This is a genomic window from Dyella halodurans, assembly GCF_026283925.1.
GTDB classification, from domain to species: domain Bacteria; phylum Pseudomonadota; class Gammaproteobacteria; order Xanthomonadales; family Rhodanobacteraceae; genus Dyella; species Dyella halodurans.
This window is the reverse complement of record NZ_JAPDPF010000001.1, coordinates 644,191-663,603: the sequence shown is the minus strand read 5'-3', so window position 1 is coordinate 663,603 and position 19,413 is coordinate 644,191. Positions and strand designations below refer to the sequence as shown.

1 protein-coding gene is annotated in these 19,413 nt (G+C 65.1%); it reads right to left on the bottom strand.

What is annotated here, in order from left to right; genetic code table 11:
- Window positions 1-6: 6 nt before the first annotated feature.
- On the bottom strand, window positions 7-19,332 hold the full coding sequence (locus OUZ49_RS02910; protein WP_266148436.1) for a hypothetical protein: 19,326 nt from the start codon (window positions 19,330-19,332) through the stop codon (window positions 7-9).
- Between the last annotated feature and the right edge of the window lie 81 nt (window positions 19,333-19,413).

The following is a 19,413-nucleotide window of genomic DNA, read 5'->3' as shown; positions in this document are numbered from 1 at the left end:
ATTGCCTCACTCCGGAGCATTGATATTGACGGCCGTGCTGTGCTCATCCGCCGGCTGCACCAACTGGCTGTTGTCAGTGCCGATCCACGCCGGCACGGCGTGCTTGGTCACCTGGTCGTCGCCGCGGTCATCGGTCTGGTCAGTGAGCATGCGGCCGTTGAAACGCAGGGCGCTCTCGCCCAGGTAGTCCGGCGCCAGCCAGTCGTGGACGGCAACGTAGTTGGGCGTCTGGGTGTCGTCGCCGAAGCTGTAGCGGATGATGAAGGCATCGGTGAGCGTATGTACGCCGTCCTGGTGGAACTGGAAGTCGTAGGTCGGCTGCATCAGCTGCACGGTGGCCGGTAGCAGGATCGCGCTGTGCTGATTCATCCACACGTAGGCATCGGGCATCTTGACCGACATGGTCTGTTCGATGTGGGCCGAGGCCATGTCCACGTTCGGTGCGGTGGTGGCCAGTGCCGCGTTCACGGCGGCCAGGCGGTCGATCATCCAGTCCTGCGGCGCGTCGGCGGTGACCACGATCCGGCCTGCCACGCCGCCCTGATAACCGGACAACACCGAATACAACGGCTGGCCGGTGCTGGTCTGGATGACCTGCGCGGTGATGTCGCTGGCTTCGAGGTTAATCCGGTCGCCGATGTAACCGGCATCCAGCTCAATGTCGCCGCTGGCCAGCGCGTAGGCGTCCCGGGTGCGCAGCGAGGTTGCGATGATGTTGCCATCGCGTGCCAGCAGGTAGATGGAGTTGGGCGCCTGCACATTATTGAACGTCATCTGCTGTGCCGACAGCGAGACGGCATCGCCGGCCGTTGCATCGTTAATGGTCAGCACGCCACCGGAATTCACCGTCATGTCGTGGCCAGCCGTGGAGTCATACATGCTGACATCGCTGCCGGCGTTGACGTTGATGTCATGGCCTGCCTGCACTTGGGAGGTCTGCACCGTACTGCCGGCCTGAAGGCCCACGTCCTCCGAAGCGGCAATACTTGTGGCAGCCAGACTGGTACCCGCATTCAAGGTCGCACTGCCGTTCTGCGCGTCGATCTGCTGCGCAAAGAGGGTGCTGCCCGCCGTGCTTCGCAGCGAGCCGCCCGTAAGCGTCACGGCCCCCAGCGTGGTCGCACCACCCGACTGCGTCGTCAGACCGTTGCCGCCCTGGAAGCTGCCGACGTTTACATCGCTGCCCGCATCCAGTTGACTGCTGCCACCCACAACGGCTTGCGCCAGTGTCACCGTGCCGTTGGTGCTATCGATGGCCAGATTGCCGCCGATGTTGGCATTGGCCACATTGGCATCCAGCGCGGATTGCAGCGTGGCGGTGCCGGCCGTGGTCAGCGCGTTGGTGATTTGCAGCGTGCCTGCGGTCGCGGTGAGCGTGGCGTTACCGCCACTGTTCAAGCTGCCAGCAGTCAGGTTCGTACCCGCCATGGCGTTGAGACCGCCACCGCTAGTCACGCTGCCCAAGGTCATCGCCTGGGCCGCATCAAGCGTGGTCGCACTGCCGGCCTTCAGCGTCGTTGCCTGCAGGTTGGCACCGGCGCTGGCCGTGAGGTCCGCACCCGCGCTGACATTCGCCAGCGTCATGTCACCGCCAGAGCTCAGCGTGGCGCTACCGTTCTGCACGTTCACCTGTTGCGCCGCAAGGGTGCTGCCCGCCGTGCTCTGCAGCGAGCCGCCCGTAAGCGTCACGGCCCCCAGCGTGGTCGCACCACCCGACTGCGTCGTCAGACCGTTGCCGCCCTGGAAGCTGCCGACGTTTACATCGCTGCCCGCATCCAGTTGGCTGCTGCCACCCACCACGGCTTGTGCCAGTGTCACCGTGCCGTTGGTGCTATCGATGGCCAGATTGCCGCCGACGTTGGCATTGGCCACATTGGCATCCAGCGCGGATTGCAGCGTGGCGTTGCCGGCAGTGGTCAGCGCGTTGGTGATTTGCAGCGTGCCTGCGGTCGCGGTGAGCGTGGCGTTGCCGCCACTGTTCAAGCTGCCAGCAGTCAGGTTCGTACCCGCCATGGCGTTGAGACCGCCACCGCTAGTCACGCTGCCCAAGGTCATCGCCTGGGCCGCATCAAGCGTGGTCGCACTGCCGGCCTTCAGCGTCGTTGCCTGCAGGTTGGCACCGGCGCTGGCCGTGAGGTCCGCACCCGCGCTGACATTCGCCAGCGTCATGTCACCGCCAGAGCTCAGCGTGGCGCTACCGTTCTGCACGTTCACCTGTTGCGCCGCAAGGGTGCTGCCCGCCGTGCTCTGCAGCGAGCCGCCCGTAAGCGTCACGGCCCCCAGCGTGGTCGCACCGCCCGACTGCGTCGTCAGACCGTTGCCGCCCTGGAAGCTGCCGACGTTTACATCGCTGCCCGCATCCAGTTGGCTGCTCCCACCCACCACGGCTTGTGCCAGTGTCACCGTGCCGTTGGTGCTATCGATGGCCAGATTGCCGCCGATGTTGGCATTGGCCACATTGGCATCCAGCGCGGATTGCAGCGTGGCGTTGCCGGCCGTGGTCAGCGCGTTGGTGATTTGCAGCGTGCCTGCGGTCGCGGTGAGCGTGGCGTTACCGCCACTGTTCAAGCTGCCAGCGGTCAGGTTGGTGCCAGCCGCGGCAGTTAGATCGCCGCCGCTCGTGACCGTACCCAGCGTCGTCGCGCCCGTACTGTTGGTTTGCACGGTGCCGCCGGCGGTCAGGTTACTGCCGGCGATGGTTGCCGCCGAGAGCGTGGCGTTGCCGCCCGCAGTGATCTGAGTGAAGTCCAGCGCGTCGGCGACGGCGAGATCGACGTTGCCGTTGGCGCGAACGCTCTGCGCGTCGAGGTTGCCGAGCGCATCTATGTAGATACTTCCTTGCGTGCTGGTGGCATCGAGCGTGCCCGGACTCATGTTCACGATCAGCGGATTCGGTGCACCGCCGATGTCGTTGACCGATTGCAACGACACGCTGCCGCCCGCGAGTTCTTCGACATTCAGCGGACCGCCATTGCCCCGGATGCCGCCGGCGGCGGTAATGCTGATGGACGGGGTATCGCTGGCATCGGTGCTTTGCACCAAGCCGAGTACGACATTGCCGCCAGAAGTAATCGTTGCGATACCGGTCGCCGCGATGCTGCTGCCGCTGTCCATTTGCACGGCATCGCCGGTTTGCGCGGCACTCACGTCGACGTTGCCTCCGGTCGCGCTCAGCGCAGCGCCTTGGCCGAATTCCAGCGTACCGGTGCCCGTGAGATTGGTCAGCGTGGCATTGATATTGCCGTTGCCGGTGGAGACATCGCCGCCAATCGTCACGCCCGTGGAACCGTTGAGGTCCACGTCGTCGTTGGCATTGCTGCTGCCAATGGTTTGCTTGCCACTGCTGGCGATGGTGCCGGTGGTGGTCAGCGCACCGGTGGTGGCATTGAGCACCACGCCGCCTGCCGCCTGCACGTTGTCGAACCTGGCATCCAGATAGCCGGTGGCGTTGACGCCGGCATCGTTGGAGGTCAACTGCTGCGCGGTGAGGCTGCCCACCGTGGAAAGCAGCGTGATCTGGCCGGCGCTTTGGATCGTGCCCACGGTGAGATCACCGGTGTCCGTGGCGATGTCCACGATGCCGTAGGTCGCCGTGGCCTTGAGCAGCGGGTTGCCGCCTGTCTCTTGCACCCACATCGCGCCCAGCGTGGGCGTGGTGGTGGTCGACGTGCTGTTGTAGGCGACATTGTCCAGGGCGTCGAACGTGATCTGATTGCCCGCGACGCTGGTGACGTTGTTGATCGCGTAGATGCTGCCTTTGCGCGATTGCAGCAGCACGTCGTCGTTGGCAACGGCCTGGTTCACCAGCAGGTCGCCGGTGGTTTGTTCCAGCGCAAGGTTGCCGCCGGCCGAGCCCTTGTTGAGCGTGCCCGCGATGGCGACCGGCAGTGCATCCAAACCGTAACTGTCGAAGCCGACATTGTTGTTGGCCGCGATGGTCAGGTTGCCGCCGACACTCAGCAACGCCGGGGCGTTGAGTGAGTATGTGGTGTCCGGATCGGCCTGGATGCCGCCGGTGGCGGTGAGGTTCATGTCCAGGCCGGAGGTCAGGCCCGTCAGCTGGAAGGTCTGGTCGCCCTGTCGCTGTGTGGCCAGTGCCAGGTTGCCCTGTGCCTGGATGTAAACCGCGCCATTGGCCTTGCCAGCCAGATCGCCGGTCACCTGAACGAACAGCGGATCGATCTGCGTGATCACGATCGAACCGATGGTGGTGCCGCCGGCCGTGGCACCCACGCTGGACAAGGTGGCGTTGGCCGCCAACTGCGCCAGTTGCTGGCCGTTGATCACGTTGTGGTTGGTGTCGTACACCGTGATGTCGCCGGGCGTGTTGGCGCTGGCCAATGCCTGCAACACGCCCGGATTGTTGCTGTTGTCGAGCGTGTTGACGAGCGTACCCGTGCTGTAGAGCGTGGCCAGGTCGCTTTCGTCAATGGTGATGGGCGTACCCAGCTGGCCCAGGCCACTGTTCTTGCCATTGGCCAGCAGCGTCACGTTCACACCGCTGATGTTGGGCGTAAAGTTGGTGCCGACCGTGGTGGTGGTGAGGCCCGAACCCGCGCCGCTGGTGCTGGGTGCGGCGAGCATGCCGGCGCTGCTCAGGCTGTACAGCAAGGCATTTTCACTCCACGCCTGCGAAGCCAGCGACTGTTGCTGCGCCGAAGTGAGCGCAAACACATAGCCACCGCCGGGGTTGGTGAATTCGCTCTGCGTGTTCCAGCTCGCGCTGGAAGTGCTGACCCACTGACCGAACACCGCGATGTCGCTGGTGATGCGGCTGGCCAGATAGTTCTGCACGTCGGTCTGGTCCGGCGTGGCCGAAGCGCTGATCGTGCCGTTGCTGGCTTGCACCACCAGCGCCCAGTACGACTGCAACAAGCCCATCGTCGGCGTCTTGTTGAAGGTGAAGCTGCCGTTGCTGTAGCTGCCTTCGGCCATGAGGCCGATGTATTCGCTGTAAGCCGCGTTCACCTGGCTGGTGATCGCCTGATCCACCGCGGTAGGCGCGTTGATGGCGTTGCCGTTGGTATCCACCGACACCAGACCGAAGCGCTGCCAGAGCGCTTCTTCCTGCGTGGGGTTGAGCGTGGCCGAAGCGGACAGCGAGCTGGCGTCGTAGATGCCGCCCTTCTCGGCATCCATGATCACATTGCCATGCTGGGAAACCACGCTGCCTACTTCGTAGTCGCCGGCATCGTTGGCGACATCAATGTCGCCAGCGGCGTTGAGATTGAGCACGTCGACCGAGCCGGCCGAGAAGTGCGTCTGCACCATCAGTGCCCGGTCGCTGGTCTGGCTGCCGTTGATGGTCTGCGAGCCCACAATGCTGCCCAACTGGCTGGTGAGGCTCACCGCGTCGCCGACGATATCCTCCGGCCCGCCGATCGCGCCCTGCACCGTCGCATCCGCGGTGCAGGCGCCACCGCTGGCCATATCGGCCGGCAGGCAGCCCAGGTAAGCCATGCCCGGAATCATCACGCCCGGGCCGCGGGTACTCACGAGCGAACCCGTGCTGGTGATGTCGACGTTGCCAAAAACCTGCGTGCCCTTGCCGCCGGCAACTGCCAGGATCGGCTGGTTGCTGCTGCCGGAATTGATATTGAGGTGGATGCTGCCGTCGTTACCGTCGCCCGATGTTGCGCTGGTTTTGGTGTAACCGTCGGTCACGGCCACGACTGTGGTTTCGTTGCCGGTATCGACCACGCCGCTGTTGCCGGTATCGGTGTTGCCGTAACCGGTGATCTGCACGTTGATCGGTCGGAACGACGTGCCGATGCTGCCACCGCCCTCGGCGATCATGGCCAGGTCATGCGTCCAGATCAGTTGCTGCTGCGGGTTGGTGTTGAGAATGTTGCCGCCGTTGGTGGCCACCAGCAGCGTATCCGGCGTAGCCGACACGCCTGCGGCGGTGTTGCCGTTTTGCACCGGGTTGTTGGTGTTGGAGATGACGCCGTTGAGCAGGATGTTGGCGTTGGAGTCGATCTCCACGCGGTTGGTGGTGGAGGTGGCGAACTGCACCGCGATCGGCAGCGAGGCTGATTGGGTGACGTTGATGCTGAGCTGGCCGTAATCGGGATACAGGAAATTCCAGGCCGAACCGTAGCCACCCGGGTTCTTGGAGGAGTACCAGGTCGTATCGTCGTCATACACGGTGGCCTTGGTGCCGTAGTTGCAATCTGACGTCAGGCCACCGCTGCATCCATGAAAGACCGCCCACCCGCCTACGGAGGTCGACTGCACGGGATTGCCCGTGCTGCCGGAAATACCCACGGCCCATTGCGCGCCACCGCTCAGTGTCACATTGGCCGAGTTGGAGAACCACGAATACGGCGTCCACGCCTGATCGCCATTTTCGGCCTGGCCGGTCTGGGCGTTGTAGAACGACCAGTCCGTGCTGGTGCTCGAGCCGGTGTATGCGGCGGGCAATCCCGAGGTCGGACGGAACACCGTGGCGGACATGCTGTAGTTGTAATACTGGCCTTGAGCCGGGGCATAACTGGTCAGCGCCGCGCCACTCTCCGTCAACGCATAGATGGCATCGCCGCTGGTGTTGGATGCCTGCACGATGCTCGGCACGCCCGATGCCGCTTCCAGCGTCGATATCACGCCGCTCTGCGCACTGTTGTAGGCGTTCGGGTTGTTGGTGAAGGTTTGCGTCGCACCGCCGTCCACGCTGACGTACCAGGTGGTGGTAGGCACATTCGAACTGCCGATCAACTGCGAATAGTCTTCGATGGTGACCATGCCCGGCGATGCCTTGCCGGTGTCGATGTTGTTCACCTGCAGCGGCAGGCCGGTGGTGTTGTCCACCAACACTTCGCCATAGCCGCTGTTGACGGTGATGCTGCCGCCGCCCGTGCTCACCACATGGCCGATCAACGTGGCCTGGCCACCGCCGGTGGCCTCGACGCTGTTGAGGTCGACCTGCTTCTGGTTGATGTTGTAACTGGCGCCGATGAGCCGACTGGAGCCGGCCGACTGCACCAGGCCCAGCAAGGGCTCATACGAACTGTTGCTGCTGTTGTAGTAGTACAGCGTGTTGCCGGTGCCATCAGTCAGCGCCAGCGTGCCATTGCTCACCGACTCCTGGTACGCCGCGTAGCTGCTGTTGCCCGCATTGAAGGCATAGAGCGGCGTGCCCTTGTTGCTGGCATAGGCACTGAGGAAATCGGTGAGGCCCGTTTGCGTCTGCACCGTCCATACACCGGACTGCCCCACCGTGTAGGACGAATCGAAATCGATGTAGCCATTGGCACCGGCATTCACGGTCAGTGTTTGCGACTGCGACGAGGGCATCTTCTGGCCGGTTCCCCAGCTGCTGGAGACACCCTGCACATTGGTGCCCGACGCGCTAAGCGCGATCCACGGCACCATCGGCGTGTAGTCATTGCCGCTAGGCCCCTCACTGATCACGCCATAACCGATGCCGGCAGTGCCGGAGCCGTTGCAGGTGCTGCCGCCGTATGAGAATCCGGCACAGTTGCCGATCGTGATGATCGGTGTGGCCTGGTATGTCCCCTGGAAGTTCGAATAGGGCACCACCGTGCCGCCGCCGTACGTCATCAGTGCGGCATTGAGCGTTGCCGTATTGGTCGAGCCGGGCGCGTACACCGACTCCATGATCGCCGCCGCCACCTTGTCCGCATCCCAGGAGCCGGTCGTGGCACTGCCGGTGTTGAAGAAATCGGGCCCGAGGATGTTGGTGAAAAGCCAGCTTGTCGAACTGTCCAGTGCGCCAGCCGGATCGCCGCCGGTGAACGCCGGGTTGGCATTGAAGGTCACGTCGCCGCGCGGCGCATAGATCGACACGTCATTGGCATAGATGCCATTCGTCGTGATCGAGCCTTCGCTGGTGCTCAGGCTCACGTTGCCGCCGAAATCCTGGATGGGGCCGTTGACCATGATGTCCGGCGTGTTCTGCCCCGGCGACAACGTGTTGTTGTAGGAGTTGTCGATGGTGATGTTGGGTTGCGCGTCGCTGGGCGCCTGCGTGATGTGGACGCCGCCGATGCTGGTCGTGCCGCTGGTGCTGGCGTTGTTCTCATACACCGTGCCGCTGAGGCCGAAGCTGACGTCGATGCCCGACAGCGCCAGCGTGTCGGTGCTGGCATTGTCGATGGTGATGGATGGCGCGGGGTTGGCCGTGACCGAGCCGCTGCCGCTGATGCCGCCCATGTTGGAGCTGGTGCCGTTGCCACCGAACAGATAGACGTTGCCGCCGCGCACGCTGAGCGGTACGCCCAGGATGTCGCTCGCCGAACCGCCGAACTCCCACGCCGTCACGCTACCCGCCGAGCCCGGATCCGTTTCGTTGTAGTTGTTGACCCATTGCGCGGCGAACGTGACGGCGCTCGGCGTGCCGCCAATCGTACCGCTGGCGGTGGTGAAACCGCTGCCGGTATCCACGGCATAGGCGATGGCATTGCTGGTGAGATTGCCGTTGGCGTCGATGTTGATCAGCAAGTCGCCACCGGTGCCTGCCACCACGCTGCCGTTGATGACGGTGCTGGCGCTGCCGCTGACGCTGGTGCTGTTGTTGCTGTTGGTTACCGGAATGAAGCCAAGCTCGTAGCCGTGGCCCTCGCTGTCGGGGTGGGCAGTGAGCGTGCCGTCGATGCTGCCGATATTCACGTCGCCATCGCTGGTGACCGAACTGCCCGCACCCAGTGTCAGCGTAGCATTGCTCAAGACATTGGCCGTGGCCGAAGCCACGGGAATGGCGATGAGCCCGCGCACGTAAGCCTGTGCCACCGGCTGAGCATTCAGTTCCGTGGCCAGACTGCCGTTGCCGAAATCCTCGCCAGCCAGCACGTAGCTGTCGTCCATGCTGGCAATGGACACGGTGCCATTGCCGTCGGTACCGACGTTGACCGACTGATTGGCGGTGAGGTTGGTGGTGGACTTGGCCGAGGCAACGCCATCAAGTCCGTACGAATTGCCGATCGCCGTGTTCATCGCCCCAAGCATGGCGTAGGTGCCGATGTTGACGACGTAGCTGGTCAAGGTGCTGTTGCCATCGATATCGATGGCGTTGCCTACCGTGCCCGTAAAGTAAGTGCTGGGGTTGGCAACCGGCACCGCGCCACCGATGGTGATGCTGGCCTGATCCTGCACGTTTTGGATGGTGCTGTCGGCAATCACGTTGATGCTGCTCAACGTGCTGGGCGTGTCGTAACCGTAGGTGGCGAGGTAATCGCCGTTGCCGATGTGCGCGGCGTTGTTGGCGAGGAACGTGTTGTCCACCTCGGCGGCCGTGCCCACGAACAAGCCGCCCGCACCGCTGGTGGCGCCGCCGTTGCTTGCGTCGGCGCTCATCCCGGTGTCGGCAAGCACGTTGAGGTTGCCGCCTGACACCACCGCTGTGTTGATGCCAATGCTCGCCGCAGCCGTGGTGCCCGTGGTGCCGGCGACGTTGCTGGCATAGGCGCCGCTACCGCCGATCACCGCACCGTTGCTCGAATCGGCGGTGACGCCGTAAATGTATTGCGTGTTGGCGACAAGGTTGAATTCGCCGCCCATCGTCAGGTACTGGTCCGCGCCCAGCGTCGCGCTGGAGGTGGACAGCGCGGTCGTCGTGGCCGTGGCAGCCACGCCGCCAACCAACTCGCCGCTGCCCGATTCGACATAGGCGTTGTTGGTGTCGGTGCTTTCGGCAACGATGCCAAGGCTGGTCAGCTCGGTGGCACCCGCATAGGTCACGCCAGTGGTGGCGTTCCTGATGCTCTCGCTCACATTGGCCTGGCTGCCATCCAGCGACGCAGTGGTGGTTTCGTCGGAACTGGCGTTGGCGTTGAAACCGCCGCCGATGAAACCGCCGGCGACGACGCCGTTGGCATTGGCCGAGGCCACCGGCGTGCTTTCGGCCAGTATCGACACGCTGCCGAGCAGCGGCAGCATGACACCGCTGCCGATTTCGGCACGGTTGGTGCCGCTGCTGCTGGCGGTGGCGTCGGAGGCTTCGGCGGCAACGATGCCGCCGCTGTTGCCGGTGGAAGAGGCAGAGAGCGTCGGCGCGAAATCGCTCGTCACGTTGAGCGCGCTGCCGGTCGGCGCGTTGGTGAACTGCACATCGGAGCTGGACGAACCCACCACGGCGCTGCTGGTGAGTGCCGCGCTGGCATTGACGGTGTTCACGCCAATCGAAACGCCCACGCCGATGGTGGTGGTCTGGGCGCTGGCCGACAAGGTCGGTGCGGCATTGGCGGTAACGCTGGTAACGCCCACGTCCGACAGCGTGGTAACTGGCCCCGCACTGTTGGCCAGCGTGTACACGCCGATGCTGCCGCTGGCGGTGCCGATGTCGCGGGCGGTGATGTCCGCGCCGTCGCCGGACAGGATGCCGGCGGTATCCGCCACGCCCTGCGCGGTCACGCTGCCGGTATCGGAGGCGCTGATCGTCACCGCACTGAAGTTGCGCGTGGTGGAGCCAGCGCCCAGCAACGCGCTGATACTGCTATCGCGCGTCGCCGTATCCACCATCGTGCCGGCGGCGAGCGCCAGGCCCACGGTGACGTTGGGATTGTTGTTGCCGGCCGAGGCCGTGCTGCTGTCGCCCGCCTGGATGGTGAGCGTGCCCTGTTGCTGGAGTCCGCTGATCTGGCCCGCGCTGCCGGCCAACACGTTGTCGTTGATGCTGCTTTCGGCCACGGCCACGTTGACGCCCAGCGCGCCGACCGTCACGTTGCCGGCCGACGAGCCGGTGGACACCGCCGTGGATGCCGCGGTGAGCGTGTTGCCACTGGCGTCCTTGGCGTTGCCCACGCCGGCCTGGATGGTGACGTTGCGGGCCTGGGTGATCGCACTCTGGCTGTCGAGCACGGCACTCACCTGGCTGTCCAGCGAGGTGGACGCCACCGACACGCCCACCGCCGCCACGCCGCCCGCCCCTACACCGGCCGTGTTCGAGGTAGCGGCGTTGGCCGCCGCGGCAATGTTGACGTTGCTGCTGCTGGCCACCGTGCTGCCGCCGGTGATGCCCGCCGAAATGCCATCCGTGGTGCCGGCCGCCAGCGCCGTGCTCCAGCTGCTGCCATAGCTCGCCCCGCTGTTGATCTGGCTGACGCCGCCGGCACCGAGGTTGCCGTACGTACTGCCCGCGTCGAGCACGCCGCTGCTGCCCGATTGACCGATGTCGTACAGGTCCGCCTGACGATCACCACTGCTGTTGCTGGAGCTGTTGCCGAGCATGCTGGTATTGCTGCCCGTGGCGATGCCGCTGCCGCTGCCGGCCACCAGCACGCCTACCGAGACGCCTATGCCGGCAATGCCGCCGGCACCGCTGCCGGTGGCATTGTCGACGTTGCGCGTGGAGCTCGCGCCCACATTCACGCCTCCGGCGGAGTAGCCGGTATTGGTGATGCCGCTGTCGTTGATGTCTGCGCCGACCTGGGTTTGCAGCAAGGTGACGTTGACGCCGCCAGCCAGGCCCACCGCGCCGACACCCACGCCGCCGATCACGTCGTTGACCGTCTGTGCATCCGCCGCCGTCACGTTGAGCGTGCCACCCACGATCATGCTGCTGCCGGCGACCGAGGCGTTCGTGCTGTTGCCGAGCACGTTGACCGCCACCGTGCCCACCAGGCCAGCATCCGTACCCGCCGCGAGCTGGGCAGCCAACGCCTGCGACACGTCGCTGGAGGTGGCCTGCACGGTGGCGTCGCCGGCGTCGTTGATCGAGGCACCGCCCAGTACGCGCGCCGAGGTTTCGGCATTGTCGATGTTGACCAGCGCCATGCCGCTGCCGGCGGCGCTTTCCTCGTTGATGGCCACGGCCAGCGCACCGCCGACCTGCGCGCTCTGGATGGCCGAGTTGGCCAGCACGCTGAAATTGTTGGCGGTGATGCTGCCGCCACTGACGTAGGCGTCGGTACTCGCCTTGAACAGCGACACCGCGCCTGACAGGCTGGCAGCCACTCCCGTGCTGACGTCGGCACTACCGACATCGTTGAGCGACCATTGGTAGCTGTTCGCCGCGACCTGCGTGCCCAGGCTGGAGGCGTTGGAGCCGACGATGGAGTCGGCGATGTACGCCTGCGTGGCACCGTCAAAGGTGTTGACCGGCGTGGCGGCACTGATGGCCACCGCACCTGATGTCCCCGCGCCGGTGGCCAGGTAGTTGGCCGCGTACTGCGCACTGTACGCGCCGACATTGACCTGCTGCGTGCTGCTGACCGACTGGTCCGACGACTCCGTACTGCCGGCCTGGGTGGAGCTGGAACCATTCGTCGTGACCGCGGTGGGCGCGACCTGGTTGATCAGCGAATCATTGCCGATGTAGGCACCGGTGCTACCACCGATTTCATTGACGCCCACTTCGGCCGTACCGGCCACGCCCTCGCCAGCGGCAAGGCCAAGACTGAGCGTGACGACATGCTGCTGGTTGCTCGCGTTGACCGCCACGCCGGTGATCGTCGTGGTGCTGCTGTGCAGGTCGGGTGCACCGGCCCCACTGTTGCTGGCGACGCTGGTGGCGCCGCCCTTGAACACCGTGAAGATGTCGCTGGTGGAACCGGTGACGTCCATCCCGGCATTGAGGCTGCCCAGGTTGGCCGGCGTGCCGTCAGTGACGGACAGGCCCGTGCCGTTCGCATACGCCGTGACGTCACTGTTGTCGATGTAGGCCTGGGTGTTGCTGCCGAGCGTATTGACGACCACGCCCGCACCGGCGGCGATGGAGCCGCTCAGCGAAGCGGAACCGGCAAACACATTGATGCCCTGGCTGCTGCTGGCCAGCACTCCGATGCTGTCGTTGGCAACGACGCCTGCGTTCTGGTCGATATAAGCCTTGGTGCCACCGGTGATCTGGTTGACCGCCACCGAGCCTGACAGCGCCACTCCGCTGGCGAGCGCGCCCGCCACCGCAATGGTCTGGATATTGGCGTCATTGCTGTCCGACTGGGTCAGGCTGCCGGGCAGGCCGCTCGCCGTGCCCGGATCGACAGCGCCGGCCTGCACTGTCAGCGATCCGACCTGGTACCAGGAGGACGGGCTGGCGTTGGCACCGCTGGTACCGCCACCGCTGCCATCGAACGCCGCCGTGGTCTGCGTGGCGATGTCGTTGACGGCCACCGCAGCGCCCGCCGCCACGTCGCCACCGGCCACCGCACCGGCCAGCGAGCTGATCTGTGCCCCGTTCAAGGCCGTGATGGTGGTGGCGTTCTGGCTGGCGAACGTGGACGGGTCGGTGGTGGCGCCGGTCGACACGTTGGTCATGCCGGCGTTGACGCTGTTGTCGATCAGGTTGGTCGAACTGGAACCGGCCAGCGAAACCGTGCCGCTGACCGCGGCGCCCACCGCCAGCGATTCGATCTGTGCAGCGGAGGTAGCTTGGACTTGGGTGCTATTGCCCACGTCCAGTTGGGTCAGCGTCGTGTTGGCCGTGCCTATCGTTGCCGAGGTGGCCGTGCCGATGTCGCTGACGGCCACCGACGCGCCAATGCCGAGGTCACCACCACCGGCCGCACCTACGGCCAGCGTCTGGATCGTGCTGCTGTCGGTTGCACTGACTGTCAGCGCGTTGCTGATGACCGCTGGCCCGCCGCTACCGTTGCCGATACCGCTGACGGAGGCCATGGTTCCGGCCACCGCGCTGCCGTTGGGTACGCTGCTGTCCTGGCAGTTGCCGCTGGCCAGACCGTTGCCGATGCAGTTGTAGGCCACCGATCCGGTGCCGGCGCCATCGCCGCCCGCCGCCACGCCCAGCGCGATCGACTGTTCCTTCGCCGTGGTGGCGGCATTGACGGTCACGTTGCCGATGGCGATGGACGCATCCTGCAGCGATGCCTGTGTGCTATCGCCGATCTCCTGCACACTGACGGCCGCCGTCGCCGCGGCGCTGCTGCTGAAGCCCACCGCGCCGGACAAGGCCTGGATGGTGGCACTGTCTGTCGCGGCGATATCGAGCAAGCCGGCATAACTGCCGGCGGACGTACCTGCCGGCCCCGTCACCGAACCACCGGTCAGGCTGGCGGTAGTGTCGTTGCCGGTCTGGTTCCAGCCAAACGACACCGCTACTCCGGCGTCGCCCGTGCTGACGCCGGCGGCCACTGCACCGGCCATGATGGAAGCCTTGTTCTGCGCCTGCAGGCTGACGCCCTGCGTGCTGCCGCTGGCATTGAGAGTGAAGGCGACGTCTGTCGCCGTGGCCTGCAACGTGTTGCCGATGTTGTTGTAAGCCACGGCAGCACCCACGGCGGCCGTACCGGTGCTGATGGCCGCGGCCCCGGCAAGGGTGTAGATGGCGGACTGGTCCTGAGCCGTGGCGCCAATGTTCTGCGCGGTAAGCGCCGTCTGGTTGCCCACCGCACCCAGCACGACGCTGTCCGTGTTGGCGATGCTGTTGTAGGCGACGCTGCCCATCCCGGCGAACTGTCCCGTGGCCACGCCCAGGCCGGCGGCCACGCCGATGATGCGCGTGTTGTCCTGCGCGTTGAGGCTGATCGCACCGTTGTCCACATTCAGCGTGGCGTTGTCGATATCAACCTGATGCACGTTGGCGATCTGGCTGTATTCGAACGACACCCCGACGTTGTTTCCGCTGACACCGAGGTCGCCGGCTGCGGCAATGATCGAGCTTCCCCACCCCGCCGAGTTGCCACTGCCTGTGCTGCTACTGCTGCTTGTGCTGCTCGAGCCGGCATCGCTGTTCGCCGTGCTGCTGGCATTGGCGCCCGCATTGCTCGCATTGCTGATGACGGGCGTCAGCTGACCACCGCTGAAATCGTAATAGCTGCTGGCCGACTCGCCGAACGCCGCGGGCAGACCCAGCGAGGTCAACGAGGAGGCGTCGGGTGAGAGAGCCTGCGCGTTCACCGAAAGGCCGCCGGCCACGCCGACCGTGGAACCACCATTGATAGTCGCCGTGGTGCTGTCGGCGATCTTGTTGACGATGATCGCGCCGGTCAGGCTATTGCTGTTCTCGCTCGTACTGACGCTACCGGTGGCTGCAGCCGCGACGATCATCGAACCGTTCAGCGCGTTCAGCGAAAAGCTGTTGTAACCGCTGATCGACGCCCCGGACACCGATGCGCTGGTGTCGTTACCGATACTTGCGTAAGTCAGGCTCAGCGCACCGTTGACGCTGTCGCCACTGCTGGTGTTGAGTCCGAACCCACCCGCACCAATGCCGATCAGCGAAGCGTCGTAGGCGGTGACCTGGACCGCATCGGTCGAGCCGCTGTCGCCGGTGACGCTGCTTTCACTGATCTGCGCCGTGGTCTGGTTCTGCGACGAGGCGATCGACACCGAACCGGCCACGGTGGTGGTGGAACCACTGCCGCCGATCTGCGCCGCAACGCCGACGCCGGCATCGATTTGTTGGCTGTTATCCAGCGCTTGCACCACGACGCTGCCTGCACTGACGTGGGTGGCCACGCTGGTGCCCGTGTCGCCGAGCGTCGCCAGCGTGGTGTCACCCACGCTGGAATAGGCCACGGCGCCAGCGAGGTCACCGCCGCCCGAACTGTTGCTGGTTCGGCTGAGCGCCGCACCGCCAGCCACGCTGTAGAGCTGGGCATTGTTGAGCGCAACGAGGTTCACCGTGTTCTCGCTGGCATCGCCCGAGAAGTTGGTGACGGTTACGCCATCCAGCACAGCCGTCGTGCCCAGCTGGGCCAGGTTGACGCCGGCCGCACCGGAGATGCCGATGCCGAAGGAGGCGCTGCTGGAGCTGGAACTTGAGCCTGAGCTCGAGCTGCTGCCGGAGCTGCTGCCGAGCGAAGACAGCTTGCCGGCGATGGTCTGCAAGCCGGTAGCGCCGCTGGTGGCTGCGCTCAAAGCGCTGCTGGCCTTGTCGAGCAACGAGCCGGCGCTGCTTGCCGCGTTGCCCACGCTGCCGCTGTCACTGACCGTCCCGCCAGTCAGTTCGTCGACCTTGGCCAACGCGGCCTGGAACTTGTCGGTGCCGCCGCGCAGCGTGTCCGCCAGCGAGCTGACACTCTTCAGCATCGAGATCAGGCCAGCACCTGGCGCCGCGCCCGAGCCGGAGCCCGACGCGTTCTGCGCGGCCGAGTCGCCAGAACCGCTGCCCGTGTCCTTGTTGGGTGCGTCCGATATGTTGGAGCCGGCGACGCTGAGCGCGCCCGCCTCGCCACTGGTGGTGGCCTGCAGGCCAAGACTGCCCACGCTGATGGTGCCGCCGGCTTCAACCGGCGCGCTGCCAGACGCTGGCGTTTCGTCCTTGCTGTTGTTGCCGATGATCGCCAGCGTGTTGGTGCTGACGTCGTTGATACCCACGCTGATGCCGATGCCGGCACCGCTGGACATCGCCAGTGCGCCCGACAGCGACCACACCATCAGCGGATTGACGGCATCGACGTTCAGTGCCGCCGCATTGACGTCGTCGCTTCCGCTCACGCTCGCGTGCGTCTGGTCGCTGACGTCGGTCAGCGCAACCATGCCCTGGATGCTGGCCGAGCCGCCCTTGCCGGAAATCGGGCTGAGCGCGAACAACGTATCGGCGCCGGTGGCATCCACTGCCACCGCGTTCTTGCTGGTCACCGTGACGCCGGTATCGAGACCCGCGGTGGTGGTATCGGCATAGCCGCCGTAGTTGAACGCGCCACCGATGGCAGCGCTGCTGCCCGAGGTGGTCGGGGACCAGGGCGTCAAGTCGCCCACCAGGTTGAACGCCGCCACGTCGGTGCCGGCGAGCACGCTGATCGATTGGCTCCAGGTCACGGTGCTGCTGCCAGCGTCGCCAGGCGAAGCTGCCGTTGAACTGGCAGGCGCGCTGCTGACGGAAAGATTGTTGCCGCTGATGGCGCCGGTCAGCCAACCCAGCGAACTGGTCCAGCTGCTGCTACCGGGCGATGCCGTCGATGTCAGCGTGCTGCCATTGCCCACCCAGGCGCGGCTGTTGTTGGTCATGCCGAAGTAGTTGACCGAGCCGCCGATCGCGACGCTGGAACCATCGCCGAAGGCGCCGGCGTAACCACTGACGCCATCCATGATCTCATCGGGCGCGGCTTTGGCAGCCTGGACCAGGCTCTTCAGTTCCTCGGCACCTTTCTTGAAATCATCCAGGCTTTGCCCCATCTGGGTCAGGGCACTCAGGCTCGACGAGCTCAGCGCAGACTGCCCGAAGGTCCAGTCGAACGGCACCACGACCTGCGCATTGACGCCGATGTTCTGCGCCGTGATCACGTCGCCGCTGCCAATCTCCGCATCGGCCGAGTTCTGGTAGTTGGCATAGGCCACGGCGGCCGAGACATTGACCGAGGTACCACTGCCGCTGCTGCCGCTTTCCGCACCGGAGTCTTCGGCGGACGAGGTCTCGCTGGTCGCGCCGTTGTGGATGCCCGCATTGCTCACGATGGCCTGGATGGCCACGTTGCCGACGGAGTTGATGGTCAGGCCCGGCGCGGTGGTCGCGGTGGCACCATTGCTGCTGGACGTCCAGGCAACGGCCGAGCCGATCTTGAACGGCAGGGAGCCGCCCAGACCATGGCCCGATCCCGAACCATCCGCATCACCGGTGACGTTGCCCATGGTGGAAGTCAGGTCGGCGTTGTCATCGGAATTATCCGCCGCGTTCGCATTGGAATTGCCGGTGGCCTGGGTCGTGCCGGTCTTGGCGACGGAGCGGTTCTGCGTGGTGTCCGTCTCCGCGACGATGGTCAGGTCGCCAAAGTTGCTTCCCGCGGGCCCGGGCCCGGAAGGCGCACTGCCCAGGTAGGCGTTGGCAGTGATGGTCTGTTCGCTGACGGCACCCGCCAGACCGATAGAGCCCGACCCGCTGCTGTTGTTCGTTTCCGCGCTGGCACTGGTGGAAAAGCTGTTGGTGTTTTGCGCCCCGATGTTCAGTGCGTTGGCGCTGACGCTGCCGTTGACCTGGGCCTGTGCATTCACCGCTGCCTGCGACCAGGCCACCGTGGCTCCCACCACGCTGTTGCCACCGGCGGCAACGGTGTTGGCTGCCACATCCAGCGTGTTGTTGGTGTTGGACAGCACGGTCACGTCGCCCAACTTGCTGGTGACGCTGGCACCGCTGTCCACCAACGTCGAGGCCTTGCTGTACACCGCGCCATACATGCCGGTCACCATCACCGGAATGGAGCCATCCGACTGGGTGGACGTCGCGGATGTCGTCGCGCTGGTGGTCGTGCCCGACTGCATCAGCACATCGCCGTAGGCGCTGATGCTTGCGCCCTTCTGCAGCTCGACGTTGGCTGTACTGAATGCACGGGCGTACGCAAGCTGGCCAAGATCGGCCTTGGTCGTGGCCAGGTTGGCGTCGGTGAGGAGCGTGCCCGAATTGTTCTCGATCGCCTCAGGCGTCGACTGGTTGAAGGTGGCCTGATCGAGCAACAGCTCACCCGTGCTGCGCACGGCGACCTTGTTGGTCGGGTCCGAGTAGGCCGAGGCGGCGCTGGCCGAGGCGGTAAGCGCTACCGCACCCCAGCTACTCTGGTTGCTGGTGATCGCGGTGTTTGCACTGGCGTATCCAACGGCGCCAGTGGCAAGCGCACCGCTCACTGTGACCGCGCTGTTGGCGAGCACGTCGCCGCCGGTCGTGCTCGCGTTGCCACCGTCTTCGGCAATCAACCTGATGGTGTTGCCATCGACCACGGGAGTTGCCGTCGAATCGCCGCCAAGATTGACCGCCGTGGCGAGCGTGTCGGTTCCGGTACCGGAGACACTGATGTTGCCGCTGACGTCGATGGTGGTGGCATGGATACGCACGGCGTTGTTGGCATTGATGGTGCCGTCCACGCAGATCATGGCGCTGTTGCCGTCGGCACAGGCATTGCCAACACCGGCATTGGTCGGCTCCTGGCCCTGCAGCAAGGTGGTGACGTTGGCATCCACCGGGTTGCCGCTGCTGTCCAGCAACGACTCCATGAATGCTTGCGTCGGCGCGCTGAGCGACAGTGCGCCGACGTTGAGCACCGCACCCTTGCCGACAACGATGCCGTTAGGATCAGCGAAGTAAACGCTTCCGCTGATTTTGGAACTTTGTCCGTTGGCGTAACTGTTGACCGTACCGTAGATCTGCGCCGCCTGGCCGCTAGTCGCGCTCCATACCAAATTAACCAGACTGGTCGCCTTCGTCGGCATGTAGAGGTTGACTACATCGTTGACGACCGTACTGCCGCTCGTGTGGTTGCCCACATTGAATGTGTCAAACGAATTGAAGGCTACCGTGCCACTACTGCTGGTGGTTTTCGCCTGGACATTTACCGTGGTGACGCCGCCAGAGGTGGTACTAGTGATCAGGGAAGGGGTCGACAGCGGATGCTGATTGCTATTCGTGACATTGGTGGCCACCCCCGCCATGACCTGGGGTGCGATGCCAACGCCCAGCACGCCGTATACCGCGGCGGCCAGCGCCTTCATCGAAAACGTTTCCTGCTTGTTTCCCAAACGCTGTTGACGCGCGCGCGAAATGAAGGAAGCGCCCATGACATGTCCCCTGAA